This window comes from Streptomyces sp. NPDC057950 (assembly GCF_042887295.1).
GTDB lineage: Bacteria > Actinomycetota > Actinomycetes > Streptomycetales > Streptomycetaceae > Streptomyces > Streptomyces kaempferi.
In genome coordinates this window covers 88,341-106,701 of record NZ_JBHVPP010000031.1, presented here as the reverse complement: position 1 = coordinate 106,701, position 18,361 = coordinate 88,341, and the positions used below count along the sequence as shown (strand labels likewise).

The 18,361-nt window shown below is 71.4% G+C and carries 11 protein-coding genes; 3 read left to right on the top strand and 8 right to left on the bottom strand.

Going from position 1 to position 18,361, the window contains the following annotated elements:
* Positions 1-259: 259 nt before the first annotated feature.
* Complete coding sequence (locus ACFVTC_RS38240; protein WP_390133711.1) at positions 260-2,383, bottom strand: type IIA DNA topoisomerase subunit B; 2,124 nt, start codon at positions 2,381-2,383, stop codon at positions 260-262.
* Positions 2,384-2,822: 439 nt separating this feature from the next.
* Here ACFVTC_RS38240 and ACFVTC_RS38235 point away from each other — a divergent pair, with 439 nt between their 5' ends.
* A complete protein-coding gene (locus ACFVTC_RS38235; RefSeq protein ID WP_153288178.1) occupies positions 2,823-3,053 on the top strand; it encodes a hypothetical protein in 231 nt (76 codons plus the stop codon).
* A gap of 350 nt (positions 3,054-3,403) precedes the next feature.
* Here ACFVTC_RS38235 and ACFVTC_RS38230 read toward each other — a convergent pair whose 3' ends face one another.
* From ACFVTC_RS38230 to ACFVTC_RS38200, 7 genes are all read right to left on the bottom strand, one after another.
* Positions 3,404-4,222: a serine protease gene (locus tag ACFVTC_RS38230; protein WP_390133708.1), complete on the bottom strand. Its 819-nt coding sequence runs from the start codon at positions 4,220-4,222 to the stop codon at positions 3,404-3,406.
* Positions 4,223-4,354: 132 nt separating this feature from the next.
* Positions 4,355-5,890, bottom strand: a complete 1,536-nt coding sequence (locus tag ACFVTC_RS38225) for an RNA polymerase sigma factor (RefSeq protein ID WP_390133706.1) — start codon at positions 5,888-5,890, stop codon at positions 4,355-4,357.
* A gap of 429 nt (positions 5,891-6,319) precedes the next feature.
* Positions 6,320-7,207: a FadR/GntR family transcriptional regulator gene (locus tag ACFVTC_RS38220; protein ID WP_390133704.1), complete on the bottom strand. Its 888-nt coding sequence runs from the start codon at positions 7,205-7,207 to the stop codon at positions 6,320-6,322.
* Between the two features lie 162 nt (positions 7,208-7,369).
* Positions 7,370-9,130 (bottom strand): ATP-binding cassette domain-containing protein, encoded by a 1,761-nt coding sequence (locus tag ACFVTC_RS38215; protein ID WP_390133702.1) that lies wholly within the window; start codon positions 9,128-9,130, stop codon positions 7,370-7,372.
* A 109-nt stretch (positions 9,131-9,239) separates the two neighbouring features.
* Positions 9,240-9,998, bottom strand: a complete 759-nt coding sequence (locus ACFVTC_RS38210; RefSeq protein WP_168530566.1) for an NUDIX domain-containing protein — start codon at positions 9,996-9,998, stop codon at positions 9,240-9,242.
* 132 nt (positions 9,999-10,130) lie between these two features.
* Positions 10,131-12,269, bottom strand: a complete 2,139-nt coding sequence (locus ACFVTC_RS38205) for a glycogen debranching N-terminal domain-containing protein (RefSeq protein ID WP_390133699.1) — start codon at positions 12,267-12,269, stop codon at positions 10,131-10,133.
* 290 nt (positions 12,270-12,559) lie between these two features.
* Entirely contained in the window at positions 12,560-14,212 is a 1,653-nt protein-coding gene (locus tag ACFVTC_RS38200; RefSeq protein ID WP_390133697.1) for a DUF4192 domain-containing protein, read from the bottom strand.
* Positions 14,213-14,345: 133 nt separating this feature from the next.
* On the opposite strand from ACFVTC_RS38200, the gene ACFVTC_RS38195 reads away from it, so the two are divergent.
* Together ACFVTC_RS38195 and ACFVTC_RS38190 are read left to right on the top strand one after the other, a co-directional pair.
* Positions 14,346-16,526 (top strand): RecQ family ATP-dependent DNA helicase, encoded by a 2,181-nt coding sequence (locus ACFVTC_RS38195; protein WP_390133694.1) that lies wholly within the window; start codon positions 14,346-14,348, stop codon positions 16,524-16,526.
* Between the two features lie 223 nt (positions 16,527-16,749).
* On the top strand, positions 16,750-17,385 hold the full coding sequence (locus tag ACFVTC_RS38190; protein ID WP_390133692.1) for a hypothetical protein: 636 nt from the start codon (positions 16,750-16,752) through the stop codon (positions 17,383-17,385).
* Positions 17,386-18,361: the final 976 nt, after the last annotated feature.

Sequence of the window (18,361 nt, the reverse complement as noted above, 5' to 3'; positions counted from 1 at the left end):
CCCGCACCCGGCGACGCACGCGAGGGGCCGTGCCGGTACGTCGCAGCCCGTCGCTTACGCCCGGATCGAGCAACGGCTCCCTTACCCGGCCCACGCCTGATCCAACGGCGACGGGCTCGACGTACCGGCACGGCCCCGCCCCACCCGCACGCCCGCACCGCGCCGCGCCGCACGCCCGCGCCACCCGCACGCCCGCACCGCGCCACCCGCGCGCCCGAGCCCGCGGACGCCCCCGCACCCGCGACAGCCCGCGCAGCCTCTACGCGTCGATACGCGAGCGGTCCAACGTCGCCGCGGACCTGGAGATGAACTCCTTGCGCGGAGCCACGTCGTTCCCCATCAACAGATCGAACACCTGCTCGGATGCATCCAGGTCGGAGATGTTGATCCGGCGCAGCGTCCGGTACCTGGGATCCATCGTGGTCTCGGCCAGCTGATCGGCGTCCATCTCACCGAGACCCTTGTACCGCTGGATCGAGTCCTTGTACCGCACGTTCTTGCGCTGCAGCTCCAGCAGCGTCTCCCGCAGCTCACGGTCCGAGTACGTGTAGACGTACTTGTCCTGCCCCTTCTTGGGCTGGCTGAGCTCGATGCGGTGCAGCGGCGGCACCGCCGCGAACACCCGCCCGGCCTCGACCATCGGCCGCATGTACCGCTGGAACAGCGTGAGCAGCAGGATCCGAATGTGCGCACCGTCGACATCGGCGTCGACGAGGAGAATGATCTTCCCGTAGCGCGCCGCGTCGATGTCGAAGGTCCGCCCGGACCCGGCCCCTATGACCTGGATGATCGCACCGCACTCGGCGTTCTTGAGCATGTCCGTCACGGACGACTTCTGAACGTTGAGGATCTTGCCCCGGATCGGCAGCAGCGCCTGGAACTCCGAGTTCCGCGCCAGCTTGGCCGTACCGAGCGCGGAGTCTCCCTCGACGATGAACAGCTCACTGCGCTCGACGTCGTCGCTGCGGCAGTCGGCGAGCTTGGCGGGCAGGGACGAGGACTCGAGGGCCGTCTTCCGGCGCTGCGCGTCCTTGTGCTGGCGCGCGGCGATCCTCGTGCGCGCGGCGGCGACCGCCTTCTCCATCACGACGCGGGCCTGCGCGGCGTCGTCCCGCTTGGTGGAGGTCAGGAACGCCTTGAGCTCCCTGGAGACCACGTTGGTCACGATGCGGCGGGCCGCCGAGGTCCCGAGGACCTCCTTGGTCTGGCCCTCGAACTGCGGCTCGGCGAGACGCACGGTGACGACGGCGGTCAGGCCCTCCAGGGCGTCGTCCTTGACGATGTCGTCCTCGGCGACGCGCAGCAGCTTCTTGGCCCGCAGCACCTCGTTCATCGTCTTGGCCACGGCCTGCTCGAAGCCGGCGACATGGGTGCCGCCCTTGGGGGTGGCGATGATGTTCACGAACGACTTCAGGCTCGTGTCGTAGCCCGTGCCCCAGCGCATCGCCACGTCCACACCGAGCTCGCGGGTGACCTCGGTCGGCGTCATCTGCCCGTGGTCGTCGAGGACCGGGACGGTCTCCTTGAAGCTGCCCTGCCCCGAGAAGCGGAGAACGTCGCAGACGGGCTTGTCGGCGGCCAGGTACTCGCAGAACTCACTGATGCCGCCGTCGAAGCGGAAGGACTCCTCGCCCTTGCTCCCGCCCTCGCCGAGCCCGTACTCGTCACGTACGACGATGGTCAGGCCCGGGACCAGGAAGGCGGTCTGCCGGGCACGCTGGTGCAGGTGCTCCAGGGAGAGCTTGGCGTCCTTGAGGAAGATCTGACGATCGGCCCAGTAGCGCACGCGGGTGCCGGTGCGGGTCTTGGGGATCCGCTTGAGCTTGCGCAGCCCGCTCGTCGCGTCGAAGGCGGCCTCGGGACCGTCCGCCTTGAACGCTCCCGGGGTGCCGCGCCGGAAACTGACCGCGTGCGTGTTGCCCCCGCGGTCCACCTCGACGTCCAGACGGGCGGAGAGCGCGTTCACCACGGAGGCGCCCACGCCGTGCAGACCGCCGGAAGCCGCGTACGAGCCGCCGCCGAACTTGCCGCCGGCGTGCAGCTTGGTCATCACGACCTCGACGCCGGACAGGCCGGTCTTGGGCTCCACGTCGACCGGGATGCCGCGGCCGTTGTCCCGCACGTCCACCGAGCCGTCGTCGTGGAGGATCACGTCGATGTGGTCGCAGTAGCCCCCGAGGGCCTCGTCCACGGAGTTGTCGATGATCTCCCACAGGCAGTGCATCAGACCGCGACTGTCGGTCGACCCGATGTACATGCCGGGGCGCTTGCGGACGGCTTCGAGCCCCTCGAGGACGAGCAGGTGCCGCGCGGTGTAGTTGGAACCGTCCCGGTCTGATCCGGTCAGCAACGCTGTGGACGGCACGGACGTGTCGGCGGTCACGCGGTTCGCTCCTCGCTGAATTTCAGATGGGGCCCTTTTGGGTAAGGGGCCGGCTTCGGTCACCGCTGAGAGGGTACCGAGGCCTGGTAGAGCCGTTGTGACGCCACCCTCGCATGAACTCAGACTAGTCCAGGGTCGCATGGGTGTTCGATCCCTCGATGGAGTGAAGTACATATCACGTTCCCTTCGGGGCATGAACCATTTAGGCTCCGGGCACGTCCTCATGAACAACCGGCAAGCCAGCCGGGGAGGACCGACCCTGACAGACAGCGCGAACCCGTAAGACGCGAAGACGCAATACGGCTCATTCGCCGCCACCCGGCAGCAGACAGCCGCCTCGGAGAGAAATTTTCGAGGAAAAGCCACGAGCGGGAACGTTTTCGGCCTGGTTGGATGTTGACCCTGGTACGACAGCTCGTCGAGCTAGAGAAGAGGCGACGTGACTACTGTTCTGACCCCCGCGAGCCCGCTGACGGCCGCTGACCGCTGCGACCGTTGCGGCGCCCAGGCATATCTGCGCGTCGTCCTCCTCAGCGGCGGTGAGCTGCTCTTCTGCGCCCATCACGGGCGTAAGTTCGAGCCGGAACTCAAGAAGATCGCCGCTGAGATACAGGACGAGACGGAACGACTGACGTCGGTCCCTGCAACGTCCGACGACGAAGAGCGCTGACACTTCTTCGCATCAACGACGAGCCACCTCCGGCACAGGCCGGGTGTACGGGCGGCCATCCCTGCCAATGGGGGTGGCCGCCCGTATGCGTTCCGCCGCACCCCGATGAGCCGCGCCGCCCCGGCGCGTGCGGCCTCAGCCGCTTCGAGCACCAGGGACGGCGCGGCCTCGACGGCCGGGATCCCCGGAGACACCTGGCACGCGACCCTGGGCCGCACAGCTTCCGGAAGCACGCGGATTCCGTACGCCGGCCGACCCGGCTCGAAGGGCCTTCCCGGGCTTCCACGGCCTCCGCACCCGCCTGGAACGACCGGCAGGTCCGACAGGCCCGCTTTCGGCCCGCGCGGCCCTCAGCGGCGCGAGCCGAGCGCCCTGACGACGTCTGAGACCCGTGTGTACACCCCGGGGCTCCCCGCCTGCCCGCAGCCGCTGCCCCATGACACGAGACCGATCAGTCGGCCCCGAGCGACCAGCGGCCCTCCACTGTCACCTTGGCAGGCGTCCCGCCCGCCCTCGATCTCGCCGGCGCACAGCATGGAGGCGGCCCTGTAGGTGCCGTCCTCGTTTCCCGGATAGGCTCGCTCGCAGACCGCGTCGGACAGCACGTTCACGCCCACGGACCGCAGGGTGAGCGCGTAGTCACCGCCGCCCGACGTGTCACCCCAGCCGTAGACCGCGGCTTCCGTACCGGGCGCGTAGGCGGCGTCCCCGGAGGCCGCCATCCTGATGACCGAGCTCTGGGGCAGCGGGGAGGCGAGCGTCAGCACCGCGAAGTCCCCGGTGTTCGCGGCGGCGTCGTAGGCCGGGTTGACCCAGGTCTTGCCGACCCGGACCTCCTCACCCTTGGCGGACATCAGGTTCCCCCGGCCCGCGATGACCTTCAGGTCGCGGACTTCCTGGGGTGGCCCCCCGAGCACGACCGACCCCATGCAATGGGCCGCGGTCAGTACGAGCGTCGGGCCGATCACCACACCGCCGCAGAACTGCCCGGCCCGCGTACCCCCGAACCGGTCACGGCTGGACAGCGCCACGGTCCACGGGCTCTGGGCGATATCGACGGGTTGACCTCCGATGATGACGCCACCGGTCGCGGCCGGGGCGGGGGACGCCAGCGGTATCATGGCCGCGGCGGCCGCAAGGGCCAGCGAGGCGACAAGGGGGCGGCGCATGCGCGCTCCTCACTCTGGGATGGTCCTGGAACACCCAGAGTGATCCAGCGCGTGACGACGCGCACTCCGCGCACAGACCGAGGGCCCGGCTCCCCAGCGGGAGTCGGGCCCTCGGTGACGTACGGCCGAGACCTAGTCGAGGTAGTCGCGCAGCACCTGCGAGCGCGACGGGTGGCGCAGCTTCGACATCGTCTTGGACTCGATCTGACGGATCCGCTCGCGCGTGACGCCGTACACCTTGCCGATCTCGTCGAGGGTCTTCGGCTGACCGTCGGTGAGACCGAAACGCATCGAGACGACGCCCGCCTCGCGCTCGGAGAGAGTGTCGAGTACGGAGTGCAGCTGCTCCTGGAGGAGCGTGAAGCTCACCGCGTCGGCCGGGACGACGGCCTCGGAGTCCTCGATGAGGTCACCGAACTCGCTGTCGCCGTCCTCACCCAGGGGGGTGTGCAGCGAGATGGGCTCGCGGCCGTACTTCTGGACCTCGATGACCTTCTCCGGGGTCATGTCGAGTTCCTTGGCCAGCTCCTCCGGGGTGGGCTCGCGGCCCAGGTCCTGGAGCATCTGGCGCTGCACGCGCGCGAGCTTGTTGATGACCTCGACCATGTGCACCGGGATACGGATGGTGCGGGCCTGGTCGGCCATGGCGCGGGTGATCGCCTGACGGATCCACCAGGTGGCGTACGTGGAGAACTTGTAGCCCTTGGTGTAGTCGAACTTCTCCACCGCGCGGATCAGACCGAGGTTGCCCTCCTGGATGAGGTCCAGGAAGAGCATGCCGCGGCCGGTGTAGCGCTTGGCCAGGGAGACCACCAGACGGAGGTTGGCCTCCAGGAGGTGGTTCTTCGCCCGACGGCCGTCCTCGGCGATGATCTCCAACTCGCGCTTGAGCTTCGGCGCGAGCTTGTCTGCGTTGGCCAGCTTGTCCTCGGCGAAGAGGCCCGCCTCGATGCGCTTGGCCAGCTCCACCTCCTGCTCGGCGTTGAGCAGGGGGACCTTGCCGATCTGCTTCAGGTAGTCCTTGACCGGGTCCGCGGTGGCACCGGCGGCGGCGACCTGCTGCGCCGGCGCGTCGTCCTCGTCCTCGTCGGACAGCACGAAGCCCTGGGCGCCGTCCTCGGCGGGCTCCTCGGCACCGGGCTTGCCCGGGGTCTCCTCGGCCGCCTCGTCGTCGACCAACTCGACGTCGTCCTTCTTGGCGGTGGTCTTCTTGGCCGCCGTCTTCTTGGCGACCGTCTTCTTCGCGACGGCCTTCTTGGCGACCGTCTTCTTGGCGGCGACCCGGCCGTCGGACGCGTCCTCGGCCGGATCGTGGGCGGCAGGGGCGGCCGGAGCTGCGCTGGCGGTGGCCTTCTTGGTGGTCACCGTCTTCGCCGCGACCGTCTTGGTGGCGGTGCGCTTGGCCGGACTCTTCGCTGCGACGCTCTTTCGGGTGCGCTTGGGCTCCGCGGCACTGACCATCAGCGTCACACCCTCTTCCTCGAGGATCTGGTTGAGGCTGCGCAGTACGTTCTTCCACTGAGTGGCCGGAATCTGGTCAGCTTCGAAGGCCCGACGCACGTCATCGCCGGCGATCTGCCCCTCAGCCTTTCCCCGCTCGATGAGCGCCATGACAGAGACGGACTCGGCGATCTCCGGCGGGAGCGTACGGGATGTGCTGGCCGACACGAACAACCTCTCGGAACGTTGGAAAACGGCTTCCGGCCCCGTCCGGTACGGACAGGGACCGACGACCGCCGACTTGGGGATGGGTCGACGGCGCGGGCGGGGGCCGGGAAGATTCACAGCGCCGTGAACGGCGTCCGTATTCCTTCCTCGGCTGTCACCTCTTAGGTCATCGCGCAGTTCCGAAGAGCGTTACGCCCAATCTGCGTGGCCCGAGTCACACCCCGTAAGAGCCCAAAAGCGGCCAGATACGGTCAGAGAGGGTCAGCTGATGGACTCATCACCTCAAACCGACGGGTGCATCACCTCATCACATCACCGGACCCCGCCGGATCCGGGAGGATCCGAAGGGGTCCGGCGAAAGATGGTTCACCGGCCGAGCGATGCCACACGAGGACACATGCCCCCTACCGCGCCGCCCTCGGAGCGCGGTCAGTGCTCGCGCGGCGCGGGCACCACGCGCTCCACCTCGGGGTGGACCGTGAGCAACTGGCGCATGGCGGTCTCGGCCGCCGTGCCGTCCGCCGCGGCCAGCGCGTCGACGATGCGGCCGTGGTGCACCAAAGAGGCCTCGGTCGGCCGCTCACAGCCGGTGACAGGACCACCGGAGACCTGGAGCGCGGCCGACACGATCCCGGAAAGGTGCTCCAGCATGCGGTTGCCCGCGACCTGGATGAGCAGCGAATGGAACTCGGAGTCGGCCCGCGAGAACGTGAGCGAGTCACCCTGCGCCAAGGCGTGGCCCATGATCTCGACCATGTCACCGAGACGCTGCTGCACCTCCTCCCGGCCGTGCCCGGCGGCGAGGCGGGCGGCGAGCGGTTCGATCGTCCAGCGCAGCTCGCTCAGCTCGCGCCGCTGATCGTCGCGCTGCGGACCGAAGGCACGCCATTCGATGATGTCCGGGTCGAGAAGGTTCCAGTCACTGACGGGGCGCACCCGCGTACCGACGTTGGGCCGGGCGCTGACCAGGCCCTTCGCCTCCAGGACGCGGAGCGATTCACGGACGACGGTCCGCGAGACTTCGAACCTCTGTCCGATCTCCTCGGGGACGAGCGGACGGTCCGCGCCGAGGTCGCCGGAGACGATCATCTGACCCAGCTGTTGAACGAGTTGTCCGTGGAGTCCGCGTCCGCGGTTGCCCGCGCTGCGTCGGCCCACGCGGCCGAGCTCCTGGTCGGTGTTCTCCCACGCCGGGACACCGAGGCGTTCGGTGCCGGGGGAGTCGCTATAGGGGTAGCGGTCGAGTTCGCCCGGGCCGGCCAGGCCGGAGTCTGTGGAGCGGGCGGCGGTCATCATGGCGTGCGCAAGGGTACTCACGGATCATTTGTCGGCGCTGTCTCCAACTCCCTTGAGGTCTTTGGTGAAAAGCACACGAAAGGGTGATCGCTCACCCCGTCGCAATTGACGCCTTATCGGAAAGAAATGGGCGTTCTCCAAGGAGTTGTGAGCAGGGCGGAAACGGAAGGGCGCCGACGGTCGTCATCGAACCCGGCTCCGCAGGGTCGTGAGCAGATATGCGCAGAGCAGTGCGGTCAGCGACAACGTCAGCGCGCCGCCGACGGGTTGGGCGACCAGCCGTGCCATGGCCGCCAGATAACGCGCTCCCCCGAAGGGCCACTGCACCAGCGTGAGCTCGCGCAGCCGCTCCGGGAACCCGGCCGCCGTCCGCACGGATGGCCCCGACAATGCCTTTTGTACGAGTGGGACGACGACGACCGGAACGGCGAGAACGGCCGCGAGCCCGGCGGTGGTGGACCGGAAGAGACCCGCCGCCAGCACCCCGGCCCAGGCGCAGCCGACCACCAGGCAGGCCCAACTCGCGCCCAGGGAAAGCCAATCGCCGGGAATTGCGGTGAGTTCCCGCCCGTACACGAGATAGAGGATTTCGAGGTCGCAGCCCACGGTGAGAAAGGCCAGCATGAGCGCGGTACCCGAGGAGACGAGGAGTTTGGCCGCCAGCAGTCCCAGCCGCCGGGGGACGGTTCCGCGGTCCGCGGCCAGAGCGGGGTAGCGGAATTCCTCGCCGAAGGCGATCGCGCCGAGCAGTCCCGCGCCGAGCGCCGCGGGCGGCAAAGGGCTTTCGCGCGGCCAGGCGACCAGCAGCCGCGTGGTGGGGGTGTGACCGATTCTGGCGAGGAACACGGACAGGAGGGCGGAGACGAGCAGCACGGCGGCGGAGGTGCGGTAGCCGGTGCCGATACCGGCGGCGCGGCGCAGTTCGTAGCGCAGCGGACGCAGGGGACTCGGTGCCTGGCGTACGGCGATGGGGGGCGGGAGCGCGGGCCGCCCCTCCGTGGCCGGTGTCCCGCCCCGGGAAGAATCGTCACTGCCGAGCGCCTCGCCACGGGTGGACGGGTCGGGCGGAGTTCCCATGTCACCGATCTCGTCGGCGAGTTGGTGGACGAGGATGCCGTGCCGGAAGGCGGTCTCGCCGACGTCGGCGCAGGTGCTGCCGTACACCGAGAGCCGGTTGCCGTCCTCGCGCACGACCTCGACGGAGCGCTGGCCGGTCCGGGCCTCCTTGGCGACCAGGGCGCCGAGGCGGGCGGCGTGCGGGCTGCGGACGGCCACCCGGGGGCGCAGCCGGGTGCGGGCGAAGTCCGCGGCCTCCTGATCGGCGGCGAGGCGGCCCTCCCGCAACGTGATGACGCGGTCGGCCACCCGGGCGGCTTCCTTGGCGTCGCCCGTGCTGAACAGGACGGTGCCACCCTGGGTCGCGTGCGCGCGCAGGATCCCGTGCATCCAGCGGCCCTCACGGGCGGAGAGTCCGGCGGCGGGGTCGTCGAGGACGAGGGTGTGCGGGTCGGCCAGCAGGGCGCAGGCGAGGCCCAGGCGGCGGTCCAGGCCGCGCGAGAGAGAGCTCAGGCGCTCGTCGCGCAGGCTGACGAGCCCGGCCACTTCGAGGACCTCGTCGGCGCGCCGTACCGGAACACCGGCCGCGGCGCACAGCATGCGGAGCTGGCCGTGGACGGTGCGCGCGGGATGGCCGGGCACATCGCCGAGAAGTACGCCGACCTCGTGCGACGGATGGGCGATCCGGTGCAGCGGCCGGCCTCGGAAGTAGGTGATTCCTCGGCCCTGCCGGAGTTCGAGCATGAGTTTCAGCGTCGTTGTCTTTCCCGCACCCGAAGCTCCGAGGAGGGCTGTGACGTGGCCCGCGCGCGCCTCGAAGGACACGTCGTCGACGGCGGGCGGAAGCTCTCTGCGGGGGTTGCTGGTCAGTCCGATGGCCTGGATCACTCACAGCAAGATAGCGCGACATTTACGTTTTTTCGGGCACCGGACGGCCGGTCTCTGCCAGGCCGTCCCCCTGTCGCGTGACCTTCCTGCCCCGGCGCCGGTCCGATCGTCAGACTTCGGGGCGCAGCATCGGCGGATTGAGCAGGGTGGCGCCGCCCGCGCGGAACAGCTGGGCGGGGCGTCCTCCCTGGCGCGTGGTCGTCCCGCCCGTGGGCACGAGGAAGCCCGGCGTGCCCGTCACCTTGCGGTGGAAGTTGCGCGGATCGAGCGCGACGCCCCACACCGCCTCGTAGACACGGCGCAGCTCTCCGACGGTGAATTCGGTCGGGCAGAAGGCGGTGGCCAACGACGAGTACTCGATCTTGGACCGGGCGCGTTCCACGCCGTCCCCGAGGATCGTCGCGTGGTCGAAGGCGAGTGGCGCCGCCTGCTCGCCGTCGCGGCCGTAACCGCCCTGCTGGAGCAGCTCCTCCACCGGCGCCCAGCGCGCGCTCCTGGCGTCACCGCCGGCCCTGGGCGCGGGCAGGTCGGGGGCGAGCGCGAGATGGGCCACGCTGACGACCCTCATGCGCGGATCGCGTTCGGGGTCGCCGTACGTCGCCAGCTGCTCGAGGTGCGCGCCGTTGTCCTGCGCCGGCACGGACGGGTCGTGGGCGCGCAGCCCCGTCTCCTCGGCCAGCTCGCGCGCCGCCGCCTGCGCCAGATTCTCGTCGGCCCGTACGAACCCGCCCGGCAGCGCCCACCGGCCCTGGAACGGCTGCTCGCCCCTGCGTACCGCCAGCGCGCACAGGGCATGGCGGCGCACGGTCAGCACGACCAGGTCCACGGTCACGGCAAAGGGCGGAAAGGCAGACGGGTCGTAGGGCATGCCGCGATCATAGTCGTCTCCTTGACGATAAACACGTGCTTCGCCGACCACGTCCGACCGTGATCCACTTCCGTTCGCGACAGGTTTCCGGGGGACGCCGCGGAGCACGGTCCGAGGAGGCCCACCGCGAGGTCACACTCCCAACTGCAGCCCGTCGGCGGCCTCCTCGACCATGGCGAGGCCGAGCCTGCTGACGCGTACGGAGAAGGGACCGTCCGCGATCCGCAGTCCCGTCAGCCCGATCTCACCGAGCGGTGCGCTGCCGGCCGGACGCAGTGTCACCGTCCTCGCCGGGGCGTCTGGGCGGATGCCCGCGAGGGCGGTGACGAGCAGCACCCCGGCGGCCGCCGCCGTGGCCGCGGGCCGGCAGGCCGTGGGATGCGGCACCGGCGCGCTTCCCTGGGTGCGCTGCTCGCCCGCGTACATCTCGGGCAGCCGGTGTCCGAACGTCTCGGCGGCCGCCAGGAGTCCCTGAAGCAGTGCGTTCGCCTCCTTCTCGTACCCGGCGGCGATCAGCCCGGCGACGGCGACGGCGGTCTCGTGGACCCGTACGGCGCCGCTGCGGTGGCCGAAGGGGTTGTACGCCGCGTCCTTGGCGCCGAGGCTGCGCAGCCCCCAGCCCGAGTCCATGGCGGGGCCTGCGAGCGCCCGCGCGAACTGCTCGGTCCGCGTCTTGTCCAGCAGGCCGGGGGCCAGGGCTCCGGAGCCGAGCAGTCCCGTGTCGAGGAGGTGGACTGTGCCCGCGCCGAGCTGGGGCACCGGCCGCCCGTCCGGGGCACGGGCGGCCGCGGGTCTTTCCTCGCCTCTGTCCTCGACCCAGAAGTCCTCGTGGAACGCCGCCCGCAGGTCCTGCGCCCACTGCCGTAGTCCCGCGCCACCGGGCCGGCCCGTCTCGTCGAGCAGGTCGGCACCCAGCACGGCCGCCCGATGGGCGTGGGCCTGCGTCTCGCAGCGGTACGGCCCGCCGGGTTGCGGGTCGGGCAGGTAGGTGCCGTCGCCCACCGTCGCCCGCAACCAGGCGAGGCACCGCTGGGCGGCGGGCAGGAGTTCCTCGGTGGCCTGCTCCGCCAGCCCCCAGCGCCGGGCCTCGGCGAGGAGCACGGGGAAAAGCAGGGTCGCCTCGGTTGCCGTGCATCCCGGCGGCAGATAGGGACCCGCGTCCCGGAGCGGCCCGGGGATCAGGCCGGACCGTGCTCCCTGGCCCACGATCTGGGTCCGGGCGAGAGTCCGCAGGGTGCCCGCCGCAAGGCGGGTGCCGAGCGGCAGCGTCATCCGGGCCGCGGCGAGCGCGTCGGCCGGTGCCAGGCCGCAGCGCCACGGCGCGCCGGCCGCGAGGTGCGGGTCCGACGGATGCGCGGGGTCGCGCAGCAGCAGGGCCCGGAGATCCTCCACGCCGGTGTGCAGGAGCGCCTGGATCCTGGGGTCGTCGCCCACCGCCAGGACCTGGGCCAGCGGGCTCGTCGCGCCACGCCCCACGGCTCTGTGGGGCCCCGCGCCGTCCGGCCGTACCCGCAGCTCCACGGTGCGTGTGCCGCCCGGCGGCAGTTCCAGCTCCCAGCGGAGCAGTCCCGCGGAAGCCAGCGCGTCGGCGGGTGGCGGGTCGGCGGTGACGGTGGAGTTTCCCGTGGCGCAGGTCCACCGGAGGCCCGAGTCGTTGACGGTGGCGGGCAGTTCGGGTCCCGCTCGGCCCGAGGCGACCGAAGCGAGCTCCGCGAGGTCCGTGCCGAGGGCGACCTCCAGCGAGAGGCGCAACGTGCGGGAGGCGGCGCTGTGCAGGACGATCGCCTCCGTGCCGTCCGCGCTCCTGGTCCGTTCCACGATCACGTCCGGATCGGGGCCCGAGTCGGTGGACGCGCGCACCGTCCCCACGAAGCGGGCCCGGTCGGCGCCGATCATCCGGGCCTGTACGGGGAGCGGTTCGCGCCCCGCCACCTTTACCTGACAGCGGGACAGCATCCGCCGGCCCGCGCGGTAGAACCCGTCCAGTCCGCGACCGGTCAGCTGTCCCTGTTCCGTGGAGATCGCCAGTCCCGGCAGGGCGACACAGACGAGCGACGTGTGCACGGGAGGCAGGTCGGTGGAGCGGCGCGGAAAGGGAACCGGTGCCGGGCGGGCCGTGGGGGCACCCGCCGTCGCCGCGAAAGGGCTCAATGCGGTCTCCACTCCTGCGAACGGGGGTGCCGAACCGCCTCGGCGGTTGAGGTGTCGCGCGGGGCCGCGCGGCGGCGGGACGTCGCCGTCGGATTCGGAGGGCGGGTTGGACATGGGCATGCGGCTTCCTCCGCGCTCGGTGCGCTGCGGGCGCGCTCGGCGCCGGGTCGGGGACTCCGGAGGGTCGGGGGCGTTCGGCGGCGCGGCCCGGCCGCTGGTACCGCCACACAGGTGAACGGAACGGACCTGCTCCGGGTCACGCCCTCGATGCCGGAAGCCGACCGAATGGCGGCGGGACGGACGGCCGTCCGTGGCGGGGAGGCTGACGGGCCGACGGAACACGCCGGGGATTCGCCGGGCGAACACGGGTGCGCGTGCCTTGCCTCCAGGTGCTCGGTGGGACCGACCGCTCATGTCGCCTCCTCCGCATCCCGGCGACCGCCCTCGCGGCGAGCCCGATCGGTCGTCCGCCCGAACGCACGCCCCGGTCCTTCCCCGGTGGGCGAGGTGTCCTCGGCGGGACCGAGCACGGGGAGAGCGCGTGCCCCGGGAGAGCGGCGGCTCACGCGCGTCCCTCCGCTCCCCGCCGGTCGCGCCCTGCGCCGACGCCGGCCGGCCGCTCCGGCGGGCCGCGACGTGACGTCGGACGATCCGGCAGGATCGGACGATCCGGCAGGAGCCGATGCTCCCGGGTCCGGTGACGGCTCCGCGGCTCCGAGCGGTGCCGCGCGGTCGGCTTCCGACGTCCGCGCCGCTTCCGCCCCCGGCCTGCCGGTGCGTTCCGCGCGAAGGCACCGGCGGATCGACTCGGGGTCCAGTCCCTCGTTGCAGGCCTGATGCAGGAGGCGGGCGAAGAGATAGTCGGGATCGGCGCCCAGAGCCATGGCCAGGGCCTCTCGGGCCTCCAGTTCGTCACCGCTCGACCAGGCGACCCATCCGGCGAGGGAGAGAGGGGCCGCCGCGTGTTCGCCGTAGGAGCCGACGCAACGGCGGGCCAACGCTCGCCACAGGCGCAGGGCCGGACCGGCCTCGTCGCCCTCCATCCACTCGGCGGCGCGGTCACGGGTCGTACGGTCCTGAAGGCCGAGGATCAGGGTGGCGGCCTCCTCGGCATCCAGGAGTCCGTCGTCGCGGAGGTCGGCCGGACGGACACCGGAGACGGGCGGAGCGTCCGCGAACCGCTTCAGGAGCCGTCGCGCCTGTCCGAGTGTCTCCTCGGACAGGGCCGCGCGGCTCTCGTCGTCCAGGATCCTGGGGATCAGCGCCCTGTTCGCGGCATCGAGCGCCAGCTCCTGATCCACGGCGGCCCCGCGCTCCCAGGGGATGAGGCGAGCCGTGAGCTCCCGCAGAGTTCCGCGCACCTGGAGGCCGGCGTAGGTCGCCGCGGCGGCGAGGACGGAGGTGCCGGGCAGTCCCATCGCCTCTCCGTCCGATGGGCAGCATCCCTGACCGGGGCAGCAGTACGACCAGAAGCGTCCGTCGGAGATGCAGAGGGCCTCGATCACCGGCACGTCCAGGCGGCCGCAGGCCGTCCGCAGCAACTGGGCGAGCGGGCGCAGGCGCTCCATGACGTCCCGGCCCGACTCGCCGCTCCCGGGCTCCTGGCAGAGGTACGCGACCATGCTCCCCGGCCGGGCGCCTCTGCGCTCGCTCCCCTTCACCAGCCCGTGCGCCAGCTGCTCGGCCACGGACGGCCAGTCGTCCGCCTGGGCCGGGATGCCGAGCCGCGCCCGCCCGCCGAAGCGGCCTCGCCTCTCCCCGTCGTGCAGGGCGGCGAGCACGATGCTGTCCTCCGGCCGGTACCCGAGCAGGTACGGCAGGGCGTCCGCCAGCTCGGCCGGTGTCCGCAGGGTGACCTGGTGTCCGCCGGGCAGATCGCGTCCGTCGTGCCCCGGCCGCTTCTTCCACCGTCCGCTGCGCGTACCGCGGGCCCCGCACTCGTCATGCACTCCGCGCGCACCGCCCTCATCGCGTCCGCCGTGCACGTCTTCTCCCCCGCGCCCGCCGCGCCCGCTGATGTCGCTGTCGCCGGACGCACCGGCCGCTTCGCTGTGATTCGTCATGCCGTGACCATCCCGCGGATCACGAAATCCCGCTTCGACCTGTGGATAACCATGGCCATGAGCACGACACGAGTTGTCCACAACGCGGTGGCCTCATTCGCGCGATGTCCGACTCATCGGGTTGCATGGGGCCATGACCAACGAAGACCCGCGACCCACGTCCGGCGAAGACCTGCGCATCGCGGCCGATGCCGTACTCGCCCGCCTCGTCGGCGCCCCGGCGGGCGAGGCCCGGTTGCGCGAGGACCAGTGGCGCGCCATCGAGGCCCTGGTGGCCGACAAGCGCAGAGCGCTGGTCGTGCAGCGCACCGGCTGGGGCAAGTCCGCGGTGTACTTCGTCGCGACCGCGCTGCTGCGCGAGCGGGGTGCCGGGCCCACCGTCATCGTCTCCCCGCTCCTCGCCCTGATGCGCAACCAGGTGGAGGCGGCGGCCCGTGCCGGCATCCACGCGCGCAGCATCAACTCGTCCAACACGGAGGAGTGGGAGACCATCCAGGCCGAGGTGGCCGCGAGCGAGGTCGACGTGCTCCTGGTGAGTCCCGAGCGGCTCAACAATCCGGACTTCCGCGATCAGGTGCTGCCCAAGCTTGCGGCGGCTACCGGCCTGCTCGTGGTCGACGAGGCCCACTGCATCTCCGACTGGGGGCACGACTTCCGGCCGGACTACCGCAGACTGCGCACGATGCTCGCCGATCTCCCGCCCGGTGTCCCCGTCCTGGCCACCACGGCGACGGCCAACGCGCGCGTGACCGCGGATGTGGCCGAGCAGCTGGGCACCGGTGCGAGCACGGACGCGCTCGTCCTGCGCGGGCCGCTGGACCGGGAGAGCCTGAGTCTCGGCGTGCTGCAGTTGCCGGACGCGGCCCACCGGATGGCCTGGCTCGGCGAGCGCCTGGACGACCTGCCGGGTTCCGGCATCATCTACACGCTGACCGTGGCCGCAGCCGAGGAGGTCACCGCTTTCCTCCGGCAGGCCGGGCACACGGTGGCGTCGTACACCGGGAAAACGGAGAACGCGGACCGCCAGCAGGCCGAGGAGGACCTGCTCGCCAACCGGGTCAAGGCCCTGGTCGCCACGTCGGCGCTGGGCATGGGTTTCGACAAGCCCGACCTCGGATTCGTGGTGCACCTGGGCTCCCCGTCCTCTCCCATCGCCTACTACCAGCAGGTGGGACGTGCGGGCCGCGGCGTGAAGCACGCCGAAGTACTCCTGCTGCCGGGGAAGGAGGACCAGGCGATCTGGCAGTACTTCGCGTCGATCGCCTTCCCTCCGGAGGAGCAGGTGCGCCGCACCCTGGACGTCCTGGCCCGCGCCGACAGGCCGCTCTCGCTGCCCGCCCTCGAACCCCTGGTGGAGCTGCGCCGGTCCCGCCTGGAGACGATGCTCAAGGTGCTCGACGTGGACGGAGCGGTACGACGTGTCCAGGGCGGCTGGATCTCCACCGGCGTCCCCTGGACGTACGACAGCGAGCGCTACGCGTGGGTGGCCAGACAGCGGGCCACGGAGCAGCAGGCGATGCGCGACTACGTCTCGACGACCGGGTGCCGGATGGAGTTCCTGAGGCGGCAGCTGGACGACGAGCGGGCCGCGCCGTGCGGGCGCTGCGACACCTGCGCGGGAGCCCGGTTCGAGGCTTCCGTCTCCTCGTCGGCACTCGACGCCGCCAACGGCGAGCTGAGCCGCGCGGGCGTCGACGTCGAGCCGCGCAAGATGTGGCCGACGGGCCTGCCGGCGGTCGGCGTCGATCTGAAGGGCCGTATCCCGGCCGGCGAACAGGCCGCGGCGGGGCGTGCCCTGGGACGGCTCTCGGACATCGGCTGGGGCAACCGACTGCGCCCCCTGCTCGCCCGCCAGGCCTCCGACGGACCTGTGCCTGACGATGTGGCGAAGGCCGTGGTCGGTGTGCTGACCGACTGGGCGAAGGGGCCGGGCGGCTGGGCATCGGGACGGCCCGACGCGCAGCCGCGACCCGTGGGCGTCGTCACCATGGCCTCACGCACCCGTCCGCAACTGATCCAGTCGCTGGGCGCGCGGATCGCGGAGATCGGCCGACTGCCGCTGCTGGGGTCCGTGGAGTACGTCGGCGAGGCCTCGCAGCTCTCGCGGAGCAACAGCGCCCAGCGCCTGAAGGCTCTCGACGGCGCACTGTCCGTGCCTCCCCCACTGGCCGAGGCACTGAGAGCCGCGGCCGGCCCGGTGCTGCTCGTGGACGACGCGACGGAGACCGGATGGACGCTCGCGGTCGCCGCGCGACTGCTCCGCAAGTCCGGGGCGCAGGGAGTGTTGCCGCTGGTCCTGGCCGTACAGGCGTGAACCATGTGTCGTCATCAAGAACAGTGGGCAAGGATATAAACGGCGTATAGCAAGAATTCGGTCGGTGGCCCCAATTGCTCGTTGCCGCAACCAAGTTCGACAGGAAGAATTGAAGTCCGCTCCCCGCACGGCTCGCCCGTGGTCCGGTAGGGCTCTGCCGCGACGTGCGCTCCCCCAAGTCCGACCCCGCCCGCAGTGTGGGCGCGTAGCCGAAGGGAGGACCGTGACCTTCGGATTCGCTCCGTCCTCGGCGGCATCGATGTCGACGTCTGCCGATCTGTCCGTCGCTTCCGCCAACCCACTGACCCGCATGCTCGAACCCGCTGAATGGGCGGCCGCGGGCATTCCGCTTCTGCGCAATCCCCGTGAGGTCGTCAGTGGTCTGCACGCTCGGCACCGGCCCGGACCGGCGACGGCGATCGTGGCCGTCCTCGACGCGGACGAGCGGCTGAGCGCGAGCGCCTCGTTCGTGCGGCGGCCGGCTCCGGCCGACGGCTGGATGTTCCGCAACGCCCTGCTCGCGCAGTTGCGCCGGGTCATCCCGCACGACCTGCGGCGGCGCACCCCGGTTCGTACGGCGGTCCTGCTCTACTGCCGCGAGGGCGACGCGCGTTGGACACAGGAGGACGGGGCGTGGATGTGGGGACTGCGTGACGCGTGCACCTTGCACGGGCTGCGCTGCGGGGCGTACATCACGCTGACGCACGACGGCTGGCAGGTTCTCGGCGAGGGCCGGGGTGGACGTCGTCCGAACGCGGACTCACCACCGGAGTCCTTCGCGATGTCCGAAGCACCGCCGCCGCTGCCGCGCACCGGAGGCGTCGCGTCGGAGGTGTTGCGGCGGGCGGCCGCCCGCTGATTCAAACGCCTCGTTCCACGCTGGTCCTCGGCCACACCGCCACCGGCGGCGGCTTCGGGCACCGCCGACCATCCTCGAACCGTCGGTGCCCCGGCACCGGCCTCCTGGCGGGCAGCCGCTCGGCGGGCGGCCACCGGGCGGGACGACCGCACCCGATGGGCGTTCACCGCGCGGGAGGCACCCGGGGGCGGGAAGGTCACCCGCGCCGACGCGGACCGCCTCGGCGCTGCATGATTCGGCCAGTTCGGAGCGGCTCAGGACGTCCAGAAGGCCGCCTGGGAGAGGGCGGGCCCGCCGACGGGCCGTTCGTCGACCGCGGCATTGCCGATCGCCGACAGCGGCGTTGTCGATCAGCCGCACCGGATACCGGAGGGCCCACCATCCACGGTTCCGCGACGAACAGGCCGTCTCCGCCAGCAGTCACCTACAGGCGAGCCCGCGCGCGGACCCGCTTCGGTGAACCTCAGCCCGCCATCCGCCATCCGCCATCCGACATCCGCCACCCGCCACCCGCCACCCGCCGGCATAGCAGCGGCGCCGGCGCCCATGGGGCGACCCGTCGACGAGGCCCTTCATGGCCTGCCGCCGGTCTTCGGAACCGTACGAAAACGGCGTACACCGGTGAGCGCTCCGTAGTCGACACCCCGCACTCGACAGCCGAACCCAACACCGGAACCCGACGCCCGAACCCACACCCGGCACCCGAACCCAGCACCCGGCACCCGGCACCCGAACCCGGCACCCGAACCCGGCACCCGACGGCTCGGGTACTCCCCTGTGGAACCCCGCGCGACAGGACATGGCCCCGGGACCGAGGCGCACAGCCCGCGATCCACAGTTCGCAGCCCGCAGCGACCTGCGGAACCACGACGAAGGGTGTCCGGCGGAACCACGACGAAAGGTGTCCGGCGGAACCACGACGAAAGGTGTCCGGCGGAACCACGACGAAAGGTGTCCGAGGGAGGGAGCCGTCACC